The sequence below is a fragment of the Akkermansiaceae bacterium genome (assembly GCA_017798145.1).
Lineage (GTDB): Bacteria > Verrucomicrobiota > Verrucomicrobiia > Verrucomicrobiales > Akkermansiaceae > Luteolibacter.
In genome coordinates this window covers 2,669,197-2,690,827 of the sequence record CP059069.1, presented here as the reverse complement: position 1 = coordinate 2,690,827, position 21,631 = coordinate 2,669,197, and the positions used below count along the sequence as shown (strand labels likewise).

The following is a 21,631-nucleotide window of genomic DNA, read 5'->3' as shown; positions in this document are numbered from 1 at the left end:
GATGCGCTCATTGTGCGGTTGCGGAGATGTTCCATGTGCCGGGCGCGGCCTCGAATCGAATGAAACCGTCGCTCTCGCCCTTCCATCCGACCCCTTCGACCCCACTCTTGAACTCCCCCTTGCTCCACACGACCTGACCGTTGACCTCGATCACATCGGGTGACAAAGGCGACTTCGGAATGCCCACGATCGCCTTGGTTCCGGCCGGGGAGACGAGGTTCACGGCGAAGCTTTTTTCTCCGGACTTCAGGTCCACGGCAATCTTTCCCATCACGCTTGGGATCTCCATCCTCAGCCCGGTCAGGTGTCCCAGATGAGGGAGGATTTGGAACGACCGCCAACCGGTTTCCACCGGGGTGATGCCTGCTATGTGTTTGGCAAGAACCGTGTTCGGCGCGTTCCAGGCGTGGTTGTAGCTGCCCCCCTTCGGGAAATTTTCATAAAGGGTCGTCATCCCCTTCCGGTCCACCTGGCTCTGGTAGCGCTCCTTCATGCGTGCGAGCGCCTCATGATGACGCCCGGCCACACACATCGCCTCTTGCACCATCCACTCGAAATGCGGACTGCAGAAGCGGTTCGGAATCAGGACGCGTTCGACGATGGATTCATGACGGCTCTTCGGGGCCAGCCCGGAGAGGATGGCCAGGGCATTGGCGCGGTCGTCCCGGAACTTCTTCGGATCGCTGGAATAGAAGCCATCCTTCCAATACGTCGCCTCGAATCCCTTTTTGAGCCCACCCATGCGTTTCCCATACCAGGCGATGTCCTTGTCCTCGCCCAGCTCGCGGGCCATCTTCCCGGCACTCCCCAGCGCCATGTAGTAGAGCGCGTCGAGAATCACCGGCTGATCGATCGTTCCCTCCTGACCCCAGTCGAACCAATTCCATGAGTCCATCGAGGGCTTCCTTTTTGCGGTCAGGCCGTTCTCCCCCATCTCCCATAGGGCGAGGTAAGCCCGGACGTAGGGATAGGCAAAACGCAAGCTCTCCTTGTCGCCCGTATTCAGGTAATACTGCCAGACGCCCTGTTCGATGAACTGGAGGCTCTGGGCGGGCAACTCACGGATCCGCAACGGCCCGAGCGCTCCGAACACTCCTTTGTGACTGTAGGCCATGGTGATCCGGATCGCCTTTTCCAGAAGCCTGCGGCCGGACTCATCCATGCAGTAGAAAAGATATCCCGCCTGGTCCGACACATCGCCGATCCAGCACGCGCGTTCGCGGTCGGGGCAGTCCATGAAATTGTCGCGCGCGCAGACAAACAGCGTGTTGCGCCCCATCCACCACAGCCGCTCAAAAAACGGATCGCTGCATTCGAAGGAACCGGCCATTTCGCCCACGCTCATCCAGCGATACTTCAGTCCGATCACTTTCACGCCTTTCGGGATCTCATAGAGGACTTCATGCCCGTTCATCCATGAATAGCCCTCGAATGCCTGTCGCCCCGGCTTGGTGGTATAGAAGGCGCTGATCCTGTTGAGCGGGTTGTCGGTCGTGACCTTGATCTCCAGCCCTCCGTCGCACTCGACTTCCAGATAGGGCGTGATCTGCTGGTTGAACGGGAGCTTGCAGACGATGGTTTCGCCCGTGGTGACGAAGGGAAAGCGGGATTCCGGATGGCTCTCGTAGAACTTCAAGCCATGATTCACCAAAGCGGGGACGTAATTTCTTTCGAGCTTGTACCACGGTGCCGATGGCGGCAGACCTTTCTCGCTAGCGGGCTGCCACCCGGCATCGGCGAAACCGGGGGCGGTCCAGCCGCCCATCTCCTTTCGTGCATCGTAGTTCACGTTGTACTGTAGAACCATTTTCTCTGTGTCGGCTCTCTCAGGTTCGTAGGCTGGATCCGCCTTCACCTTCCAGCTGCGGTCCGAGACCAGGCTCTTGCCATTGATGTCCGCCTGGAAAATGAAGCCGCCCTTGCCGCTGTCGATGTGAGTGCCTTTGTGCGTTTCCCTCCCCCAATACCAGACGAGCACCGCGATCGTATTCACACCGCTCTTCAGATAGCGGGTGATATCCACCTCCTCGTACCAGGTGTTCGAGGGTTTGGTTTCCGGCGGAAGGGTCCACATCTCCTTCTGCCGGTTCCACGGTCTGGAAGGACCCGGTCCGCGCGCCACGCTGCCCTCGAAGACGGCCAGTTCCCCGTTGATCCACATCCAGTATTTGCTGTCCGCCGAGATGTTGGCGACCACCTTTTCCGGAACCTTGTCGATCCGGACGTCCTTGCGGAAGGCGACCCATGAGTTCGTAAACCATCCTCCTCCTGCCAGATCCACTGCGCTTTCCAATCGACCGGACGGTCAGCGACTGCGACCACCATTGATACGCACAGACAAAAAACAACCTTCGAAAACAAATTTCCCATCATAGTAACTTCCCATTTTAAATCATCGGATCACCGGGATCGCGCACGTGGCCTTCATTCCTTGCGTGCGGGGAATGAAGGCCTGTCGAAAAACACACCCCCCCACGAGGTGGGCGGGATCCGGGTTGGGCCAACCAAAGGCCCCTGCCATCACCCGGCGAAGATGGAACGGCAGACGGGATTCAATCCGGACGCCGGCGAACGAGGAGCCCGAGTGTGCCGAGGCCTAGAAGCGCCAAGGCGGAAGGCTCGGGAACGGCGGTGACGGAGTCTCCGAATTTCACGCTATTGATCGTGAAGGTTTTGCCGCCACTGTTGTCGTTGTTGTTGAACATGTCCCAGCGAAAGTAAGTCCAGTTCCCCGACCAGCCCAATGGATTGGTGGCATCCAGGAGATCGATGATGAAGGTGTGGGTGCCATTGCCGGAAGCAATGAGACCGGTGCCGGAAGGGGCGACAAATTGCTGGGCTGTTGCACCTGAATCATCCAGTCGAATATCGTGGCTGCCAGAGGCACCGGTGACCCAACCACCGGCAAGGGAGTAGCTGACTTCCGCGTAGCGGCTGGCAGATATGGCAGGTGACCCGAGAGCGGTGTTGTTCATGATAAAGTAGTAATCCGTGCTTGTGCCCAAGGTGGTATTCGCGACGGTGGTTCCGATGGTCGTAGTGCCACTGACCACGGAAGGTGGTGTGTCCCATCTGGTTGATGCAACGGTGGGGCTCGCGCCATTGGTGAACGCCAGGGCGTTGTCTCCAGTGATCGTTTTGGTCACGTTCATCGTAAACGCGGTGTTGTTCGCATCGATGATCGTTGCTGCCTGTGAAGCGCTAGTGCTTAGGACGGCGGCACTTCCGATAAGGGCTATAGTTTGTGTTTTCATATGTGTGTTGGATTTTTGGAGCCAGCCTGCTGCGAAGTCCGGACTGGGTTGATGGATTTTGCAAGAAGCGCCACGGCTGTCTTGTCACTGAAACACGTGACAAGCGCGGGAGCGTTTTCGTGCAAGGGCGGGTGAGGGGTCATCGGGTGACCTTTAGGTGGGCGAAACGTTTCCCTGATGTGCCTGCGGGCATGGTGGCCTTTACGGTTTGCGTGGTGCCGTTGTCGGTTGGCAATCCTTCGGTGACGCCGGTGTTGTCCCATGAGTTGGGGGCGAGGGTGTCGCTCCATTCGACCTGGAAGGTGACTCCATCGGCGATGGCGGCTTTGCTGCGGGTGTAGGTGAATTCGAGGCTCGCTCCGTTTTTCGAGATGGGTGTGGAGGCGGTGGTGTTCGCCATGGGGGACTGGCCGGTGGCGTATTCGAGGAGGTTGTTTTCGCCGTCGTTGTTCGCATCAAAGGAGTCGGCGGCGGTGCCGGTGTCTGCGGTGGTGCCGAAGTGGTTGAAGCGCCAGGTTTCGATGCCGTTTCCTATGACCGTGACGACGAAGGTGTCGCTGGTGGTGAGTGTCCCGTCACTGACGGTGATGGTGATCGTGGAGCTGCCGAGTTGGTTGGCGGCGGGGGTGACGGTCACAGTGCGGTCTTCATCAGTGCCATCGAAAACGATATTGGCCGTCGGGACGAGTGAGGGGTTGCTTGAGGATTTGCTCAGGGTGAGCAATCCGGGTTCGGTCTGGCCGTCGCCAACGGTGAACGGGATCGCACCTGTTTCCGTGTTCACGTTGATGCTGCGATCCGTGATGTCGGAGATGGTTGGCGGGGTCTGGATGATGGCGCTGTAGGTGAGGCGCGGCCATAGGGTGTTGTTTGTCACCGCCAGCGCACCATCGGCACTGGTGACCCGGTAGCGGGACGTTCCCCCTGTCTGGGGGGTATCCGAGGCGAGGCGTAGGAAGACGTATTTTCCGGCACCTGCTCCTCCCGCGTACTGGGCGTTAAGGTAGGCAAGCAGGTTGGCACTGCCGTTCTCATCGGTGGTTTTCAGGCCGAAGTCGCTGCTGCCGGCGGGGATGAGGTTCGTCTGGAGAAGGGTGGCGTCCGTGGGATCGACATCGGTGGTGGCCGCCCAATGATCGAAATCCAGAACAGTGTTGGCACTGCGGCTACCCAGGCCATAGACGCTCACATTTCCGAGAGGATTGCTGTCCTTGCTGTTAAAATTCACGGTGAACTCGACGGTAGTGAACGGGTTGTCGATGGTTCCGAGGTTCGGTAACTGGAATGGGAATACCGCACAGCGGTCTCTGCCGGTATTTCCGCCTGCGGTGCCTATGACCAAGGTGCTCCCCGAAAGGTTCAGGATGTTATAGGTAAGCGGAGGTGTGGTTTCGTTCGGCTGTATCTCCGCATCGCTCAAGGCACCGAACAGCGCGGGCAGCACGTTGATGGTGAAAGTGCTGCTGGCGGTAAGAGCTCCGTCGCTGACGGTGACGATGATGGTGGAGCTGCCGAGTTGTCCGGCGACCGGGGAAACGGTCACGGTGCGGTTGGCTCCGGTGCCAGCGAAGGTGATGTTTCCTGCGGGGATGAGTGCGGGGTTGCTGGAAGTCGCGCTCAGGGCCAGGGATTCCGGGGTGCTCTGGCCGTCGGCGATGGTGAAGGGAATGGAACCGGTATCGGTGCCGATCGCGATATCATGGCTGGTGATTTCCGAGATGGTGGGAGGGAAATTTCCGCTTGTGGCGGTGTATGCGATCTGCGGCCAGATGGCGTTGTTTTCCGCGATGGCCGCACCGTCGGCACTGGTGACCTTGTAGCGACTGGCCCCACCGGTCTGCGGGGCGTCCGAAGAGAGACGGAGGAAGACGTATTTCCCGGCACCTGCCCCCCCGGCATACTGCGCATTCAGATAGGCGATGAGGGTCGCATTGGCGGCTGTGTTGGTGGTTTTCAGGCCGAAGTCGCTGCTACCAGCGGGGATGAGATTTGTCTGGAGAAGAGTCGCGTCCGTGGAATCGGTGTCGGAAGTAGCGGTCCAGTAATCGTCAAACGAGACTGTGCCCGCATCACGCCTGCCCAGACCATAGACACTCACGTTACCCACGGGATTGCTGTCCTTGCTTTCGAAATTGATGGTGAAAGCTGCGGCGGTAAAAGGGTTGTTGATGATGCCAAGGTTGGGCAGTTGGAAGGGAAATACGGGGCAGCGTTCCTTGCCGACAGTTCCGCCTGCCGTGCCTATGAACAGGTTGATGTTCGATAGTCCCTGAATGGCGTAGGGTGGTGTGCTCAGAGTGAACTGCACTTCCGCGTCGCTCTGCTCGCTGAAAAGCGCGCGGAAGACGCTGAGGCTAAAAGTGGTGCTGGAAGTGAGGACGCCATCGCTGACGGTGATGGTGATCGTCGAGTCGCCGACCTGGTTTGCAACCGGGGTGATGGAGACGGTGCGCTCGGCTCCGCTGCCGCCGAAGACGATGTTTTCCTCCGGGACGAGGGCGGTGTTGCTGGAGGACTGGGTTAGGATCAGTGAGGCCGGAGATGTCTGGCTATCGCCTATGGTGAAGGGGATTTCCCCGCTGCTTGTATCCACAGGAATGCTGCGGTTTCCGATGGAGGATATGGTCGGCGGGAGGTTTCCGCTGGCGGCGAGATATCCGATCTGGGGGCGGATGGCCGCGTTCGATGCGGCAACGGCTCCGTCGGCGCTGGTGAACCGGAAACGGCTGGAACCACCGGTCTGCGGTGTGTCCGTCGCGAGGCGGAGGAAGACGTATTTCCCTGCGCCCGCGCCGCCGGCGTATTGTGCGTTAAGGTAGGCGATCAGCTTTGCGTCGCCGGCGTTGTCGGTATTTTTCAAGCCAGTTCCCGTGGTGCCGCTTGGGATGAAATTCGTTTGGATCAGGGTGGCGTCCGTGGTGTCCAGAGTGGAGGTGGCAGCGTAGTAATCAGTGGTCAGAACGGTGGCGGTATCGCGTTTTCCGAGGCCGTAGATGCGTACATTTCCGAGCGGGCTATTGTCCAAAGACTCCAGATTCGCGGAGAAGGATACGGCGGAAAAAGGATTGGAAATCGAGCCGAGGCTGGGGAGCAGGAAAGGAAACACCACGCTGCGATCCCGGCCTACGTTTCCGCCGGAGGTGCCTGCGGAGAGAGAAGTCCAGGAAAGGTTCTGGATGCCGTAGGTAAATGGCGCGGTGCTCTGGTTCGGTGCGATCTCTGCATCCGCCAGTTCACCGAGAATGGCATTGAAGACATTGATGGTGAATGTGGTGCTGGTGGTGCGGACACCATCGCTCACTTGGATCGTGATGATGCTGGAGCCGGTAGCTCCGGCGGTGGGGGTGATCCTGAATGTGCGGTTGGTACCCGATCCGCCAAGGACGATGCTCGCATTTGGGATCAACGCGGTGTTTGACGAGGTGGCGGTGACGGTGAGGGAGTTGGCCGTGCTTTCCACGTCCCCGATGGTGAAGGGAATGGTTGAGGTCGCGGTGCTTTGATTGGTGGTGACGTTGCCGATACTGGCAATCGTCGGAGCTGAGTTCGTGGTGAAAAACAGGCGCGGGCGGGTGTCCGTCGGGCTGGTTTCTCCACCTTCGGACATGGTGATCGTCGCGCGGTTGATCCCGGTTTTCGGGCCGGTGGTATTCAAGCGGAGGAAGACATATTTTCCGGCACCCGCACCGGAGGCGTATTGGGCGTTGAGGTAGCTGAGCAACGCGGTGTTTCCGGCGGCGGAAGTGCTGACGAGTCCGAGCGGAGTGCCATTGGTGAGGATGTTCGTCTGAAGCCTGGTGGCGTCGGTTGGGTCTGCGGTGGCTGTTTTACCATAGTAATCCGTTACGAGAACGGTGCCTGTGTCCCGGCGTCCCAAGCCGTAGAGGTCATTGTTCGTCAGCGTGCCTTGCTTGTCCTCCAGGTTGAAGGTGAAGGATGAGCTTTTGAAAGGATTGGCAACATTCCCGAGGCTGGGAAGCTGGAAAGCATATACGGCACAGCGCTCGGTGTATGGGCTGTTTCCTCCGGAACCGAGGAGGACGGTGGTAGCGGTTTGATCAGTGACTGCAGGGGCATCGGTGATGGCCGCATCGGTGCTCCCACTTGCGAGAGTGGTGCCGACGGAGAGGGTGAAGGATGAGCTGGCGCTCCAGTATCCATCACTGACCGTGACGGTGATGACGCTGGTGCCCATTTGGCCGGGAGCGGGAGTGACTTTTACCGTCCGGTTCTTCCCGGAGCCTCCGAAGACGAACCCGGAGGCGGGGGTCAGCACGGGGTTGGATGAGGTCGCGCTGACCGTCAGGGCGGTCAATGCGGTATCACCATCGGCTACGGTGAAAGCGATGGCCGGTGTCTGGGTGTTTTCATTCGTCGTCCGGTTCGCGATGGCGGTGATGGTGGGGGGGATGGTCCGAACCTTGCTGTCGGCGAGCGCATTCGTAGGTAGCTGCGGGAGGCGGCCTTCAAAGAGCTGGCGTTGTTCGATCAGCGAAAGACAGATACTGGTCATCGTGTCGGTATAGGACGTGCCGTTGGAAACCGTCTCGGGTCTATACAGGTAGTTGTCGTTATAGGTGACTGGCATGAAGATGAGCCGGTTGCTACGCATTCCGTCCTCTCCGTATCCGATGATGTCACCGACCTTTTTGGCCACGCGGCGCGATCCCTGAAATTGATCTAGCGGATCCCCCGGAAGCACGCGCGGCATCTGCAGGGCGATTTCCTTGTTTTTGGTTACCGAGTTATTCCAAAACCAGGTAAAAAAGGTGATCTGGTTGTTGGTGTTTGCGAGGAACGCCGTGGTGCTTGATTCGATCTCTACGAGATCAACTAAGGGATTTTTCGCCCAGTTCTGGTTTTCGACACTGTTGTTCCTCACGTTCCACATCAGCCTGACATCCGCGCGACCATTCGTGTCGAGCCATTCGCGCATGTGCTGAACCTCTTTTTGTGTCCATTCATAAAGATACTCAACTCCACGATACGTGCCCCGTTCGTTGTAGAACATCAGGATGTCCAGATCGTATCCGAAGGTGTTTTCAAACCCGAAAATCTCACTGAGCCGTTGGTCGATATCGTCATATGCGAGTTCGTCCACGCTAACGGGATTCCTTGTCACCTCGGAGCGTGCGACCTCGGACATGGAATGTTTCCGATTGGAAAACTGCTTGAAAATCGTCCTCCAGTCGTTGTTGGACGCCGGTTCGGTATCGTTCGGGGCACGGTTGATGTTGATGCCATCCATTTGTGACGCGGCCAGGGACCATTCGGACAGATTGGAAGCGTCGGAACTGCGCATCAGGTGGGTTCCCATCCATACTTCGTAGGCGGAGACGTTGGCCGCCCATAGGCCGAAGCTTAGGAGCCATGCAAATTGTCTTATCTGTTTCATCTGTTGGATTCGTGAAAATGGGTTTCTGTCCGATCATCTCTTCCTCAGTGCATCACTCGGTGATCCGCAGATCGATTTCGAGGGCTTCGCCCGGGTTTGCCCGGCGTTCGTCGGTGTATGCGGCCTCGGCCCTGATGCGGTAGCTGCCCGGGCGGGGAGTCCATGCGGAGCAGTCTTCCGGCCGCCCTTCCGGCCAATGGTCGCCGGCGACAAAGAAGGGGGGATGCTCCTGATCCTTTTCGGCATGCGGCGGGAGTCCCGTCGGGGTTCCGTCATGGCGGGTCACACTGATCTTCACCGAAGCCGGGGGCGCACCCCGGTAGTCCGCACGGATGTTGATCTCTCGGGTCGGAAGCGAGTAGAGGGAAATCGTTTCCCCGCTGACGAGCACTTGCTTGCGGATCGGCTTGTCGGTTTCCGCATTCATCAGGGTGAATCCGGTGATTCCGGGAACGGGGATTTTCCCATGGCGGAGACCCGACTTGTCCGATTCCGCGAAGTGTCCCGCACCGACGACGAACCCGCCACCCGCCGTGCCGGGAGTGAAACGCACCGCGCCCTTGCTCACTTCGAGGCGAACGCGCCCTTCCTCCGCACTGAAGCTGAGGCGCGTGCCCACCACTTCGGCGTGGGTGTTGCCGGATCTGAAAACCATGGGGCGGCCTTCGGGTTGTGGCGAAACCACGGCCTCCACACTCCCGGACACAAGCTCGATCAGCTTGGAGCGATCCCATCGCGAAGTTTCCTCCACCACGATCCCGGTATCCGGAGCGAGCCTGAGCACCGTGCCATCGAGGTAGCGCAGCACCGCCGTTGAGCCTTTGCCCGTGGCGATGCTCTCGCCGGGCGAAATGCGGCCGCCCTTGTGGTCGATTTCACCTGAGAACTCCGTGATCTCGGGAGTGCGCGCATTCGAGATCCGCTGAAGCTGAACAAGCGCGCCCGCAATCCCCAGCAGCGCCACGATTGCCGCCAGCGCGAAAACCGGCCTCCTCGAACGCCTTCCCGGCTTCACACCGGGGTGGATCCGGACGATGGAAGGTCGGGGGAGCCGTTCCGCCGCTTCGAGAACCTTTTCGCGCACATCGGGCGGGCTTTCCTTGCCGAGCAATTCGGACAAGAGCATATCGACGAGGTGGTCCTGGTGGTCTTCCGGTTTCATGCCTGGGAAAGTTTCTGTTCGATGCAGCCCGCGAGCGCCGCGCGGATGCGCCTGAGGGACGCCTTCACCCCGCTGGGCGAAATGCCCAGCGATTCCGCGATGTCCTCGCGCGAGCGCCGAGCGGCGTAGAAGGCATCGACCAGCTCGCGCTGGCTTGCGGAGAGTCCTTTCATGCACTGCTCCAGCGCTTCCATGCAGCCGAAGCCTTCGTCATGCTGGTAAAACCCGGTCTTCCAAAACTCCTCGGCCGTTTCCGCCTGCTCGCTGCTGAAGCTCACGGGGGAGCGGCTGCGCCTGCGGCAGTGGTCGATGAAAAGGTTGTGGGCAATCCTCCTGAGCCAGGCGCGGCGCGAATTGTAATCGTGGAGGCCGGGGGCCGCCTTCGCCCGGAACGCCCGGAGGTAGGTTTCCTGCAGCAGATCCTCGGCGGACGAATAGTCGGCGCCGATGAACCTCAGGTAGCGGAACAATTCCGCCTGATGGGCTTCAACCAATTCTGTGAGTTCCTCTTTTGTCATCGGTCTTTTTGGTGATGGACGATCGCGTTCATCAGAATAGACGGGAATGATGGAGCAAAGGGCACACGAAATCTGTCACCTGTTTCCGTGACGCGCGGATCCTTGCCGGCGTGAATGATTTTTCGGATCTTCACCGTTGAGGTTATCTTGCACCGACAAGAATTTCATACCCATGAATCCCCTTCCAAGACTTTTCATAACCTGCGCCGCGCTGATCGCTCCTGCGGCGGCCTACGAGGTGTTCAGCGCCCTGCCATACATTCCGCCGGACGCGGCGAAGAAGATCCGGCTTTGGCAGGAAATCGCCAACAGGAGCGAGGGGCTCAGCCTCAACGACAGCGACACGCAGGCCAAGGAGAGGAACACCGCGGCCACATGGAAAGCCACCGTCGCGCAATTCAAGAAGGCGAAGAACAACGGCATGGCCGCGATTCCGAGAACCCATTGGAACTACGGCTCGGTGACGCGCAAGGGAACCCTCGAAGAGCGCTTGGAGACGATATTCAAGCAAAAGGACAAGCTGAACGCCCATATCCGGTGGGTCATGCTCTACGGTTCACAGCCGGGTGAGGATCGTTCGAAGGAGGCCTACAGCTACACACCGCAGGATATCAAGCGGGCCAAGGACTGGCTCAGGGCACACGAAAAGAAAGGCCATCCTCCCGTGAAGCTTTGTTGGAACGTGCGCAACAACAGCAAGGCCGAGCATGATATGTGCCTCGATCCAAATGTGGATGTGATCCTGATCGAAGGCTCCCCGGAAAAATGGTATGGCAACAACGGGCGTCGACAGGAATTCCTCAAGTGGGTCACGACCGATCCGAAAACCCGCAACAAGCCGCTGGTTTTCCAGGTTCCGTTCAACCAGGCACCCGAGAAGGAGGATCTCTATTATGAATTGCGGAAGTTCGTCCACTGGCTCGCCAGCGACAGGATCATGGGTGGCGATTTTCTCCGCCGAGACGATGTGATCTTCCTGCCCATCACCTACAACCCCCGGCCCGACTTCTATCCGGAAACGGATGCTGGGGGAGAAAAATACCAGAACACCCTGGCGGGCGCCGCGCTCTCGCTGATCGAGCAAAGGGAAACCTTCGAAGGCCGCGCCTCAAGGAAAGCGACGGATGAATTTCTCCGGGATCGAACACGCACGGACCGCTGAACGAATCTCCCTTCATGTTCTGGCAGGCCTCGCGTGTTTTGCCGTCCAACCAGCACTGAACCCATGTCGAAAAGAACAGCAATCCGATCACTCGCACTGCTGCTGCCCACGGTCTTCGCGGCCGGCGAGACCGTGTTTCTGGAACAGGGGGGCAAAGTGACCATCGAGGCGGAATCCACCGATTCAAGGCTGGGAAAGTGGAAGAAAAAGACCGACGTCGCCGATTACCAGGGCGAATGCCACCTGGAATTCACCGGCAACAAGACCGAATCCGGCCCTGCCGATTCACCGCTCGGATACCATTTCAAAATCAACAAGCCCGGCACCTATCAGCTCATCCTGCGCGCCAGGAAACGCCTCGAGTCAAAACGCGAGGACATTTCCAACGACTGCTACATCGCGCTCAAGGGTGACTTCGAAGCAGGCGGCGAGGCCCCTCTCAAAATACTCCGCAGCGACACCAAGATGTTCGGCGGGGATCCCAAAGGCTGGGGTTGGGCCACGCAGATCGATGTGAACCACATCAAATACCCCGTCCTCTATCGCCTCAAACAAGGGGAGACCTACGAACTCACGATTTCAGGGAGATCCAAGAACTTCAACATCGACCGCATCCTGCTGTTTCACGAAGACCATGACCTGCGCGAAATCCAGCGGGAAAACCCACCGGAAAGCAGGCGTGACTCGGATGGAGCCAAGGGGTCAAGACTTGCGCCCGTTACCGTACGCAAGCTCACAAATGCCGAAGGCAAGGTCATCGAAGCGCAACTGATCGGGAAAGACGGCGACACCTTGATCGTCATGGTAAGCGGCAGGCGCTATGAGATCCCGATCTCCACACTCAGCAAGAGTGACCGGGCTTTCGTAAAAGGGTGGCAGCCATAGCAAGGACGGCAGCAGCCCAGCGCACGGAAGCCCTCACCCCGAAACGGAGCAACCAGCCATCGCGCTTCGGTTGAAGCGGCCTTGGTCTCCGGCAATTCCCCGCATCCCCGGTGATTTCCTGCGCCCGTCCTCTTCCCCCAGGGTGCCTGATGGGTTCATGCGGAGTCATTCCGGAATGGCCGAAAAATTCCAAGCGCCGGATGCCACCCTGAATGTGAGGTGGCTGTCTTCATCGCCGTTCCGTGGCATGCCATGAAGGCAGCCGACGAACGCTCCGTTTTCCTAAATCCTGGATCCGTTTGGGTTTATGTCTTGGGATCCCGCTTAGCGGCGGCGAACCATGAGGCCGAGGGCGCCAAGTCCGAGAAGAGCCAGTGAGGATGGCTCCGGAACGACAACAAAGGAACCGGGTCCGCTGAAAATCGCGGTGCCGGTTGCCAGATTGAGTTCGCTGGAAGTATAGGTGCCCGCCGTCGTGAACGCGTTGCCATCGACGGTCAGGCCGTTGAGCGTGTAGGTGTTGGTTCCGCCCACGTTGACTTCCGAACCGCTGACGGCGGAGATGAAGCCGCTCCAGCTGTCATTGATCCGGAGATAGCCATCCGTCAGTAAATTGAAACCGCCGCTTCCGGTTGCGCCGACGGATCCGAAGATCGCCCTGATGTCATTGATCTGCCAAGTTCCCGCAAAGGAGTTGGATGAGTTCAGAACCTCGACAAAGACGTTGCCAGGGCCGGTGAATCCGGAGGTTCCGTTCAATGAAAGGACGTTTCCGCTTCCCCCGCTGACCAGCGAGTTCAGCCTTAGGTTACGCTGCGTGGTCGCGTTCTGGAACATTTTGAACGTCGAGTCGGCGGTCACCGAGACGGTGCCTTCAAGCTGGGCGTAGTTGGAAGTCGTCTTGTTCAGCCCGACCTGTCCCCCATTCAGAACCAGGTTCACGGTGACGGCATCGGCGGCTTCGTTCCTGGCGCGCACCTGCAGGTTGCCGCCGGAATCCACCCGAAGGGAGTCTCCGCCGAACACCGCTGTGGCGGCGGGTGTGTCGGGGGTGTTGATGCGGGCGTTCATCACATACGTGTTGCCGCCCGAAGGCGCAGCAGTGTTCGACCATAGGGCGGGCACATTCCAATCATCTCCGCTTGCCGCAGTTTGCGGACCCGTTTGGGTGATGACAGCTGCCTGCAACACCGATGTCGATGCGAGCGCAAGGGCGGCCGCAGTTTGTACCGAATTTTTCATGTTTCTGTTTTCCTGGTTTTCTGTTGTTCGTGGCGGATTGCCGGCGCGGCTTTCCTCTTGTGATATTTTGACTGCAAATATTCTGCCGGAATCACGGCGCCCTGTCATGTCACGGATTCCAGTGACATTACAAAATTTCGGTTTTTTGCCCACAGTATCTAACCAGATGGTTGCCGTGCGTCCGGTTCGCTTGGAGCCAAATGAAACAAACCCATCAAAATCCATACCATGAAAAAACAATTCCTACTCGCAATCGGTGCCGTTGCGGCTCTTTCCTCAAACGGTTCCGCTGCCGTGCTATTGGCCGGCTGGGATGTCTGGACCGAAGTCAGCGCAGACACCTGGAACGCGAACACAACCAACTCCGTTTCAGGCCAAGGGGTCGGAACGACCGACGCCGGCGGCACATGGTTCAACTGGAACAACGCCACCGCCAACTACGGCGCAAGCAACGACGGAACCTGGGGATCGGTGGCTGCCGGGACGGGCATCCCCGGTCCAAGCACAACGGTCGCCCTTGGCGAGGGAACCGCGTTGGCCAATGGCTACAGCGGGCACATCGATTTCACCATCACCTCGACGGTCGGCTTCGCGATCGAACTGACCAGCTTCAATTTCGATTCCGCCGCCATCCGGTCCAATGCCCCTGAATTGTGGGCGCTTTCGGTGCAGTCGGGAGTCATCACCACCGGTCCGGTGTCGAATGGGACTCTGGTGATCTTGGGTAACGAACCATTGACCAACGCCACCCCCCATAATTTCGACATCGACCTGACCGGTTTGGCCGACCGCACATTGGATGCAGGTGGGTCGGTTGTATTCCGATTGGCCTTCTCCGGAGGGACGGCCGCGAGCAGCGGCAATGACACGGTTCTGGATAACCTTGCTGTCTTCGGTGTCGTTCCCGAGCCAAGCTCCGCGCTGCTCGCGCTCCTAGGAGGAGGTTTCCTGCTCCGCCGTCGCCGCTGAGGTCTTTTCTCAGCCAGATCTGACAAACGAATCCACAGTAAGCGTCGGGCCGGGATCAGTCCGGCGCTTTCCGTCACCTGAGATCGCAAGGGCATCCCGGAGGCCACGCCGGCCTTGTAACCTGCTCCCGTGACAATACAGGGTGCATGGAGATGATATGATACTCCCCGGTTGCGGTGATTCAGCAAATTGTCGCAGCCAACAAACCCAATGCTTCCGTGAAATCCAACATCCGCAAGAACCCATCCGCCCATTCACTGTCCGGCTTCACCTTGGTGGAGCTCCTGGTCACCATTTCGATCATCGTGGTGCTAGCCGCGCTGATTTTCTTCGCGATACCAAGGGTAGGGACGGCGGCCGGACGAGCCAATTCCACCGACAATCTGCACAAGCTCCAGCTTGCGAACGGCCTCTACGCATCCGACAACAACGGGCGGTATGTTTCGACGTTCACCCAGGATTCCGATGGCAAAACGGGCGGCCTGTGGGATAGGAATTCGGATTTCCTCGACCTCTACGTCGGCGTGAGCCGGCCCACGTCCGGCAAAAGCCAGGAAAGCAGGGTGAGTCCCAATTACCTCGATTCCATCGCCTACAAAGCAAGGGCGAGCGGATACGATACGCTCAAGGCGAGCTACGGGATGGTGTCGAAGGAAAACTACTCGTCGGGCAACAGCGATGTCGATTCCGGCTACCGGATGGCTGAATTGACCTCGCCTGCCCAGACCGCCGCTTTCGTGACGGCCGTGAACTGGTTGGTTCAGTACGGTGGGCGCTTCAGTTGGAAAGGTGAGGAGGGAAAGGTCAACGCCCCGGCGATCGCCTACCGCCACAATGGCAAGGCGCTCGTTGCCTACTATGACGGTCACGTCGGGGAAGTCAGCAGGAAGGACATCGAGGGGTTCGACAAACGCGGCGGCAATGACAACAGCTTCTGGAGGGGGAACAATGGCACCCCGTAGCGAAACCGGCCTTCGTTTCCCAGGCGCCCTCCTGTTCGCGGCATCGCTGATGATGGCGGGATCCGCCATGGCAAAGAACGTCCTCTTCTTCTTCGTCGATGACCTGCGGCCTGAGCTCGGATGCTACGGCGTGGAATCCATCAAAAGTCCGGCAATCGACAAGCTGGCCTCGGAAGGTGTGCTTTTCGAGCGCGCCTACTGCCAGCAGGCGATCTGCGCGCCGTCGCGCATCAGCGTCATGACCGGGCAATACCCCAACACCACGGGCATATTCGATCTGTTCACCCCCCTGCGCCGCACGATCCCGGATGCGATGACCCTGCCGCGCTACTTCAGGGAAAAGGGCTACGTGACCGCCTCGTTCGGCAAAGTCTATCACCACGGAAGCGACGACAAGGAATACTTGACGGAACTGCCCGGCCGGTCACTGGACAAGTATGCGGATCCGAAGACGCTGCAATCGATCAAACGGAAAGCCACGGAGGCCAGGAAGAAAGGGTTGAAGGATGCCGAACTGCGGGCAGCCACCAAAGGCCCGGACACGGAAGCGGCGGATGTTGGCGATGAGGCTTATCAGGACGGGGTTGTCGCCAGGCAGGCGATCGAGTCACTGCGCCGGAACAAGGGCAAGCCGTTTTTCATGTGCGTCGGTTTCGCCAAACCGCACCTGCCCTTCGCCGCACCGAAACGCTACTGGGACATGTACGAGCGCGACCGGTTCTCCGTGCCGGATCGCAACCCGCCCAAGGGAACCCCCTCGCTGGCGCTGACAAATTGGGGCGAGCTGCGCGGCTACCAGGGCATCCCGGCCGAGGGGCCGCTGAGCGACGCGAAAACGAAAGAGCTCAGGCACGGATACGCCGCCTGCGTGAGTTTCACCGATGCCCAAGTCGGCAAGGTCATGGCCGAGCTCGACCGGCTTGGCCTGCGCGACGATACGATCGTCGTGCTGTGGGGTGATCACGGCTATAAGCTCGGCGACTACGGGCTCTGGTGCAAGCACACCAACCTGGAGCTGGACACGAGGGTGCCCTTCATCGTTTCCGCCCCGGGTTTCGCCAAGGGGAAAAGCTCCGATGCCCTCGTGGAAATGATCGATGTTTTCCCGACCTTGGCGCAACTGACCGGCGGGAAAATTCCTGCATCTTGCGAAGGGCGCAGCATCGGGCCGGCGCTGAAGGATCCCGGCGGGGCGCTTCGCGAGTTCGCATTCAGCCAGTATCCGCGCGGCGGAACGATGGGATACACACTGCGGACGGAGCGGTGGCGCTACACCGAGTGGATCGACACGAAGTCGAAAAAAATCGCGGCAAGGGAACTCTATGATCATCGGGAAACCCAGACCCCCGAGGGCAATCTCGTCGATGATCCGGAGCACAAGGATCTGGTCGCCACCCTTTCGGAGAAATTGGATTCCGCCGGACGTGCCGGGAAGATCACCATCCGGAAAGGGAAATAGCGCCGGAAGACGAAGATCGAGCGAATGGCCAGGTTGATGCCCGGTTTGGTGACTTTACCATGGATTCTGGCCATGGCGGTTCTCACCGGATCGCAGAGCGACCCGTTTCAAGCGGGTTTGAGCTATGTATACTACCTATGTATACTGGCGGTGGCAAAATCAGGTCGCAAGGGGCCATTTGGGGCAAATCGGCTCTTCTCACCTCGATCCGGATTCAATCCTTGGGGATGCTCCAAGTGATTGAATTAGAATGGATTACAGAATCCTATTCAGTCCGCAACGTCCCACGAACAAGCTGTCATTTCACGGTGTAAACGGGTTGCTCTACCGCTGAGCTACTCGTGCAACTTATTGGATTCCAATGGCTTGCGAAGTTATGTGAGGTGTTTGAGAAGCATCTTACATATCCGAATTTGCCGTATGGGGCAATGTAATCCGATACGACAAGCGCTAGTAAAAGCCCTCGCTCCACGCAGATGTTTTACGCCGTTATCCGGCATGGTAACAAGGTATTTCGTCGCAGCCTGGAGACGACAATCCGGAGTATAGCGAGTTTGCGACAAAGACCACCTGTGGGGTTCATCAGCACTGTCTTCGAGCATGCGGTTGAGAACCGTCTCCAGTACGAGAGCCCCACAGCGAACATCAAAAATCCGCCCCGGCTCTGGCCGGGACGGACTTCATTTTTAGCTAGCAGATGGAAGGCGCATGGCACCTGCGTGCCCATTCCGTAGAACGCAGCTGCCTCTCGTCAGTTGGGCGATCCTTAGTTGTCGAGACCCACGAATCCTTCAAGCGAATCAGGGACAAGCACCTTGCCAAGGGAGTGCATGACCCCGTTGTTTGCAGTAACATCGGCGCTGAAGACTTTCTCTCCGTTGATCTCGATCTCCTTTTTATCGGCATCGATCTTCAGTTTCTCGCCATTCATCGTCTTGACATCGCCGTCCTGCAGGTCGGCGGCGAGCATCCTGCCTGCGACAACATGATAGAGCAGCAGCATGCGGAGTTTCTCCTTGTTCTCGGGAAGCATGAGCTTGGTGAGTGTTTCCGCAGGCAGCTTGCCGAATGCTTCGTCGGTTGGGGCGAAGATCGTGTAGTCACCCTTGGTGCCGAGCGTGATGTCGAGCTCCGCTGCCTTGAGGCATTTCGTGAGAGTGGAGAATGTCAGGCTGTCGGAAATCACCGCAGTGAGCGATCCGGCTTCCACGGTTGCCTTTTCCTCCATCTTCGGCTTTTCGGTGACTGCGTCCTCGGCATGTGCGGCGGGATACGCTGCGGCCATGGAAATCAGGAATACGGTGCGGGTCAGTTTTGTTGTTTTCATAATTTGATGTTCTTTTGTTTGTTGTTTTGTGAATTGGCGGATCCGCCATTCGTCACTCCGGACAATGGTGCCGGGGAATCGGCTTCGCTATGGGGTGTAACCCCCAGAAGCTGTTTCCTGCAGGGGAGGGTTTCACCCCATGGTGGCTTCCCCGGTGATCGCATAGGTTTGCGAGATCCGCGGGAAATTGAGAGCCATCCGGCATAATTTCGACGGCGGATGAAAAAGATAGAACATCATGAAAAACACGAGATACATCATCATCGCACTTGCCGCGGTTCTTTCCGTAGGTTGCGACAAGCAGAAAGCGGCCATCGAAGATTCCAAGGAAGCGGCCAAGGAGGCGATCGACGAACGCAAGGAGGAAGTGAGCGAGGAAGCCAAGGAAGCAATCCGGCAAACCGAAGCGAATGCCGAAATCGAACTGGCGAGGATCGAAGCCGACAAGGAATCGGTGCAGGCACAGCTCGATGCGGACAAGAAGAAGGTCGATGCAGAGGCCGAAGCCGCCAAGGCCAAGGTGGATGCGGAGAACCAATAGGATCCCATCCAGAGGGTTGCGTCAGGTTGCCTAAATGATAGTGACCTGCACGCTGCTCTCGATGATGCCGGTGGCGATGGCGTGCCGGGTGAGGCCGGCGGTATCGTGGATGTCGAGTTTCTCCATCAGATGTCCGCGATGCTTCTCCACGGTCTTGATGCTGATGCCCAGATCGGAGGCCGTCTCCTTGTTGGCTTTGCCTTCGGCGATGAGTTGCAGCACTTCCATCTCCCGGGAAGTCAGCACGGAGGGCTTTGTCTGGATCTTTCCCGCCCGGTCGCGGGACTTGGTGTTGAGGCGACCCATGCGCCTGGAAACCGACGCGCTGTAGAATGTCCGGCCTCTGTATGCCTCGCGGATTGCAATGGAGACATCATGGGCGGTGTCCTGTTTGAGCAGGAAACCGACGGCACCGGAATCGGTCGCGCTCTGCACATAGGCGTCGTCGCAGTGTGCGGTGAGAATGATGACCTTGGTTTTCGGCAGCTCCTTGAGCAGTTGGCGGGTTGCCTCCAGGCCGTTCAAACCTGGCATGGCTATGTCCATCACCACCACATCGGGACGGAGCTCCAAGGCCATGGCGACCGCCCGCCTCCCGTTCGGAGCCTCGCCTATGACCTCGATATCCGTCTCCGGATTCAGCATGATGCGAAGCCCTTCGCGGACCATCGTGTGGTCTTCCGCCAGTAAGACTGTGATTGGTTTCATAATGTCCCTGGTTCAGGGAGTTTCCCATTCCAAACGTTTAGCATAAGGTCGAATGGCAGGTGCATCCATCTCATTCTCAATTCTCTTGGGATTGCCGGCCGCATCCCGGCGTCAGGCCGATCTGGGTTTGAGCACCAGCAGGACGATCCCAGCGGCGAGGGCGATTGCACCGATCACGGGTGGGATGAAATGCGAGTCGCGTGTTTCTACATGCAATCCGAGGAAATCGATGCTCTCACCCGGTGTGGTGAAGCTGATGCTCGAATAGGCGAGCACGATGATACCCGCGACGATCAGGATGATGGCGGCTATGGCTTTGGCATTCATGGGATAGCAGGGTGATGGCTCTTCATCCGCATCAGAGGATGCGGCGTCCTTGGATAATCCGGATGAGGATCATGATGACCGCGATCACCAGCAAGATGTGGATGAAGCCACCGAGCGAGAAGCTGGTGATGAGCCCCATCGCCCAAAGGATGATGAGGATGATTGCGATGGTCATTAACATGAGGATGGATTCTTCGGTGGTTTTGGATTCCTTGGCCCTGTATTTTTCCCCGAGTTTGAATCGGGATTATTGCACGGCGCCAGTTTGCTTAGCGGGTTGAGCCCTCTATCGCGTCGCCCACGTGTTCGACATCGTGCCCGAAGCCGTGGACGGTGCCGCAGCTTGAAGAGAAGAGCGACAAAAGTGCGGCTGAAATAATGAGGATGGTGATCTGTCTGGTTTTAGGCTTCATGATTTTGGAGGGTGGTTTTTCCACCTAGATAAAAATATTCCCGTTCGGTGTCGGTTGCTATGGGGTGAAACCCTACTCCATGGCGACAAATCCGGGGGCTCGGCTTGATGGGGTGAAGACCCCATTGTGGCCGTTGGCATTGCGGCGCCATTGTCTGGGTATGAAGAAACACCATTGCCGATCTGCATTCCTTGCCTGTCCTCTTGTTGCCGCAGCTCTCCTGGGTTCGTGTGTCGATCCAGGCCGTTCTAGTTACAACCGCCACTCCTCAGGTGGGGGCGGATACGGCGTCTATTCCACTTTGCCGAACACATTCGTTGGCAGCGCCTACTACCACAACGGGCAATATTACTCAGGAGGCAGCTACCAGACGGGAAGATACGTCTACGGTGGAAATCCGTACACCAGCCGTTATTACCACAACGGCCAATACATTTACGGAGGCAGATACAAAGATTATGGCTCCAACCGCAGCCATGATCTCCGGGATACGAACCGTTCGGACCATAGAAGCAGGCATTAAATCGGGCTGATGCAACTTGACCTGCGGAGAAAATGCATCCCGTACAAATCGCCGAAGAAAACCATCCATGATGTATCATACCGATGAATGGATGAGTGGATGGAATCACGGGGCATTTGGCCCGTGGCTCGCCATCGGGCTCGCGGCGGGTGTTCTGCTGATTTTGTTCGCCACCATGAGATCAAACAAGTGATGCGGTGAGCGCCGTACATCCATCGAAACCACTCAACCAAAACAATCCTATGCTCATCGAATTTTCGACCGGAAAAACCGTGAAGGAGGCTGCAGACTCGCTGCAGGCAGCAGTCGAAGCGAACCACTTCGGTGTCATGCACATACATAACCTGAAGGAAACCATGGTGAAGAAGGGCGTCGATTTCACACGGGAATGCCTGATCTTCGAGGTCTGCCAGCCACAGCATGCCAAGAAGGTGCTCGATGAAAACATGAGCCTCTCCACCGCCCTGCCGTGCCGGATTTCGGTCTACGAAGAGGATGGGAAAACGATCTTCGCATCCTTGAAGCCGACCACGCTGTTTACGCTTTTCAATATCCCGCAACTGGAAGGTGTCGCCCGTGAGGTGGAGGACACGATCGTCAAGATCATGAATGAGGCTGCGGGGTAGGGGTACACCCCATGGCTTCCGGATTTCATGGGGTTAAGCTTGGCTTGCAAAGGGTGGAAATCATGAAGCCCTTTCGCGGGATCAATTCATGCGGAAACTCCTGACAGGCAAACCACGCTGTGGAACCAGAGAGATGCGGCCAGGTGAGGCCGATGCTC

The 21,631-nt window shown here is 58.2% G+C and carries 19 protein-coding genes; 8 read left to right on the top strand and 11 right to left on the bottom strand.

Features of this window, described 5'->3' with window-relative positions:
• Positions 1 to 7 precede the first annotated feature (7 nt).
• From HZ994_11485 to HZ994_11465, 5 genes are all read right to left on the bottom strand, one after another.
• Positions 8 to 2,281: an alpha-L-rhamnosidase N-terminal domain-containing protein gene (locus HZ994_11485; protein QTN32919.1), complete on the bottom strand. Its 2,274-nt coding sequence runs from the start codon at positions 2,279 to 2,281 to the stop codon at positions 8 to 10.
• 271 nt (positions 2,282 to 2,552) lie between these two features.
• The gene (locus HZ994_11480) at positions 2,553 to 3,254 is read right to left on the bottom strand and encodes a PEP-CTERM sorting domain-containing protein (protein QTN32918.1); all 702 of its coding nucleotides are present in this window, start codon (positions 3,252 to 3,254) and stop codon (positions 2,553 to 2,555) included.
• 139 nt (positions 3,255 to 3,393) lie between these two features.
• A complete protein-coding gene (locus HZ994_11475) occupies positions 3,394 to 8,649 on the bottom strand; it encodes a hypothetical protein (GenBank protein ID QTN30773.1) in 5,256 nt (1,751 codons plus the stop codon).
• A 52-nt stretch (positions 8,650 to 8,701) separates the two neighbouring features.
• Positions 8,702 to 9,811 carry a FecR domain-containing protein gene (locus tag HZ994_11470; protein QTN32917.1) on the bottom strand — a complete coding sequence of 370 codons (1,110 nt, stop codon included), beginning with the start codon at positions 9,809 to 9,811 and terminating at the stop codon, positions 8,702 to 8,704.
• Positions 9,808 to 10,329, bottom strand: coding sequence for an RNA polymerase sigma factor (locus tag HZ994_11465; GenBank protein ID QTN32916.1), 522 nt, complete (start codon positions 10,327 to 10,329; stop codon positions 9,808 to 9,810). Before HZ994_11465 ends, HZ994_11470 begins: the two co-directional genes overlap by 4 nt.
• 172 nt (positions 10,330 to 10,501) lie before the next feature.
• Between HZ994_11465 and HZ994_11460 the strand changes: the two genes are divergently transcribed.
• On the top strand, positions 10,502 to 11,491 hold the full coding sequence (locus HZ994_11460) for a hypothetical protein (GenBank protein QTN32915.1): 990 nt from the start codon (positions 10,502 to 10,504) through the stop codon (positions 11,489 to 11,491).
• A 63-nt stretch (positions 11,492 to 11,554) separates the two neighbouring features.
• Positions 11,555 to 12,376 carry a hypothetical protein gene (locus tag HZ994_11455; GenBank protein ID QTN32914.1) on the top strand — a complete coding sequence of 274 codons (822 nt, stop codon included), beginning with the start codon at positions 11,555 to 11,557 and terminating at the stop codon, positions 12,374 to 12,376.
• Positions 12,377 to 12,700: 324 nt separating this feature from the next.
• Here HZ994_11455 and HZ994_11450 read toward each other — a convergent pair whose 3' ends face one another.
• Positions 12,701 to 13,843, bottom strand: coding sequence for a PEP-CTERM sorting domain-containing protein (locus HZ994_11450; protein ID QTN32913.1), 1,143 nt, complete (start codon positions 13,841 to 13,843; stop codon positions 12,701 to 12,703).
• Between the two features lie 3 nt (positions 13,844 to 13,846).
• Here HZ994_11450 and HZ994_11445 point away from each other — a divergent pair, with 3 nt between their 5' ends.
• The 3 genes from HZ994_11445 to HZ994_11435 all read left to right on the top strand — a co-directional run bounded on the left by HZ994_11445 (position 13,847) and on the right by HZ994_11435 (position 17,008).
• On the top strand, positions 13,847 to 14,587 hold the full coding sequence (locus HZ994_11445; GenBank protein ID QTN32912.1) for a PEP-CTERM sorting domain-containing protein: 741 nt from the start codon (positions 13,847 to 13,849) through the stop codon (positions 14,585 to 14,587).
• A 218-nt stretch (positions 14,588 to 14,805) separates the two neighbouring features.
• Positions 14,806 to 15,549 (top strand): prepilin-type N-terminal cleavage/methylation domain-containing protein, encoded by a 744-nt coding sequence (locus tag HZ994_11440; protein ID QTN32911.1) that lies wholly within the window; start codon positions 14,806 to 14,808, stop codon positions 15,547 to 15,549.
• Positions 15,536 to 17,008, top strand: coding sequence for a sulfatase (locus HZ994_11435; protein ID QTN32910.1), 1,473 nt, complete (start codon positions 15,536 to 15,538; stop codon positions 17,006 to 17,008). Before HZ994_11440 ends, HZ994_11435 begins: the two co-directional genes overlap by 14 nt.
• A gap of 766 nt (positions 17,009 to 17,774) precedes the next feature.
• On the opposite strand, the gene HZ994_11430 is transcribed toward HZ994_11435, so the two are convergent.
• Entirely contained in the window at positions 17,775 to 18,335 is a 561-nt protein-coding gene (locus tag HZ994_11430; protein ID QTN32909.1) for a fasciclin domain-containing protein, read from the bottom strand.
• A gap of 238 nt (positions 18,336 to 18,573) precedes the next feature.
• Here HZ994_11430 and HZ994_11425 point away from each other — a divergent pair, with 238 nt between their 5' ends.
• Positions 18,574 to 18,876 (top strand): hypothetical protein, encoded by a 303-nt coding sequence (locus HZ994_11425; protein ID QTN32908.1) that lies wholly within the window; start codon positions 18,574 to 18,576, stop codon positions 18,874 to 18,876.
• Positions 18,877 to 18,906: 30 nt separating this feature from the next.
• Here HZ994_11425 and HZ994_11420 read toward each other — a convergent pair whose 3' ends face one another.
• The 4 genes from HZ994_11420 to HZ994_11405 all read right to left on the bottom strand — a co-directional run bounded on the left by HZ994_11420 (position 18,907) and on the right by HZ994_11405 (position 20,324).
• A complete protein-coding gene (locus HZ994_11420) occupies positions 18,907 to 19,584 on the bottom strand; it encodes a response regulator transcription factor (protein ID QTN32907.1) in 678 nt (225 codons plus the stop codon).
• Between the two features lie 111 nt (positions 19,585 to 19,695).
• Positions 19,696 to 19,911: a DUF3185 domain-containing protein gene (locus HZ994_11415; protein QTN32906.1), complete on the bottom strand. Its 216-nt coding sequence runs from the start codon at positions 19,909 to 19,911 to the stop codon at positions 19,696 to 19,698.
• A gap of 31 nt (positions 19,912 to 19,942) precedes the next feature.
• Positions 19,943 to 20,092 (bottom strand): lmo0937 family membrane protein, encoded by a 150-nt coding sequence (locus tag HZ994_11410; GenBank protein QTN32905.1) that lies wholly within the window; start codon positions 20,090 to 20,092, stop codon positions 19,943 to 19,945.
• Between the two features lie 88 nt (positions 20,093 to 20,180).
• Positions 20,181 to 20,324, bottom strand: a complete 144-nt coding sequence (locus HZ994_11405; protein QTN32904.1) for an entericidin A/B family lipoprotein — start codon at positions 20,322 to 20,324, stop codon at positions 20,181 to 20,183.
• A 301-nt stretch (positions 20,325 to 20,625) separates the two neighbouring features.
• Here HZ994_11405 and HZ994_11400 point away from each other — a divergent pair, with 301 nt between their 5' ends.
• Positions 20,626 to 20,847 (top strand): hypothetical protein, encoded by a 222-nt coding sequence (locus HZ994_11400; protein QTN32903.1) that lies wholly within the window; start codon positions 20,626 to 20,628, stop codon positions 20,845 to 20,847.
• 242 nt (positions 20,848 to 21,089) lie between these two features.
• A complete protein-coding gene (locus HZ994_11395; protein ID QTN32902.1) occupies positions 21,090 to 21,473 on the top strand; it encodes a DUF302 domain-containing protein in 384 nt (127 codons plus the stop codon).
• Positions 21,474 to 21,631 lie beyond the last annotated feature (158 nt).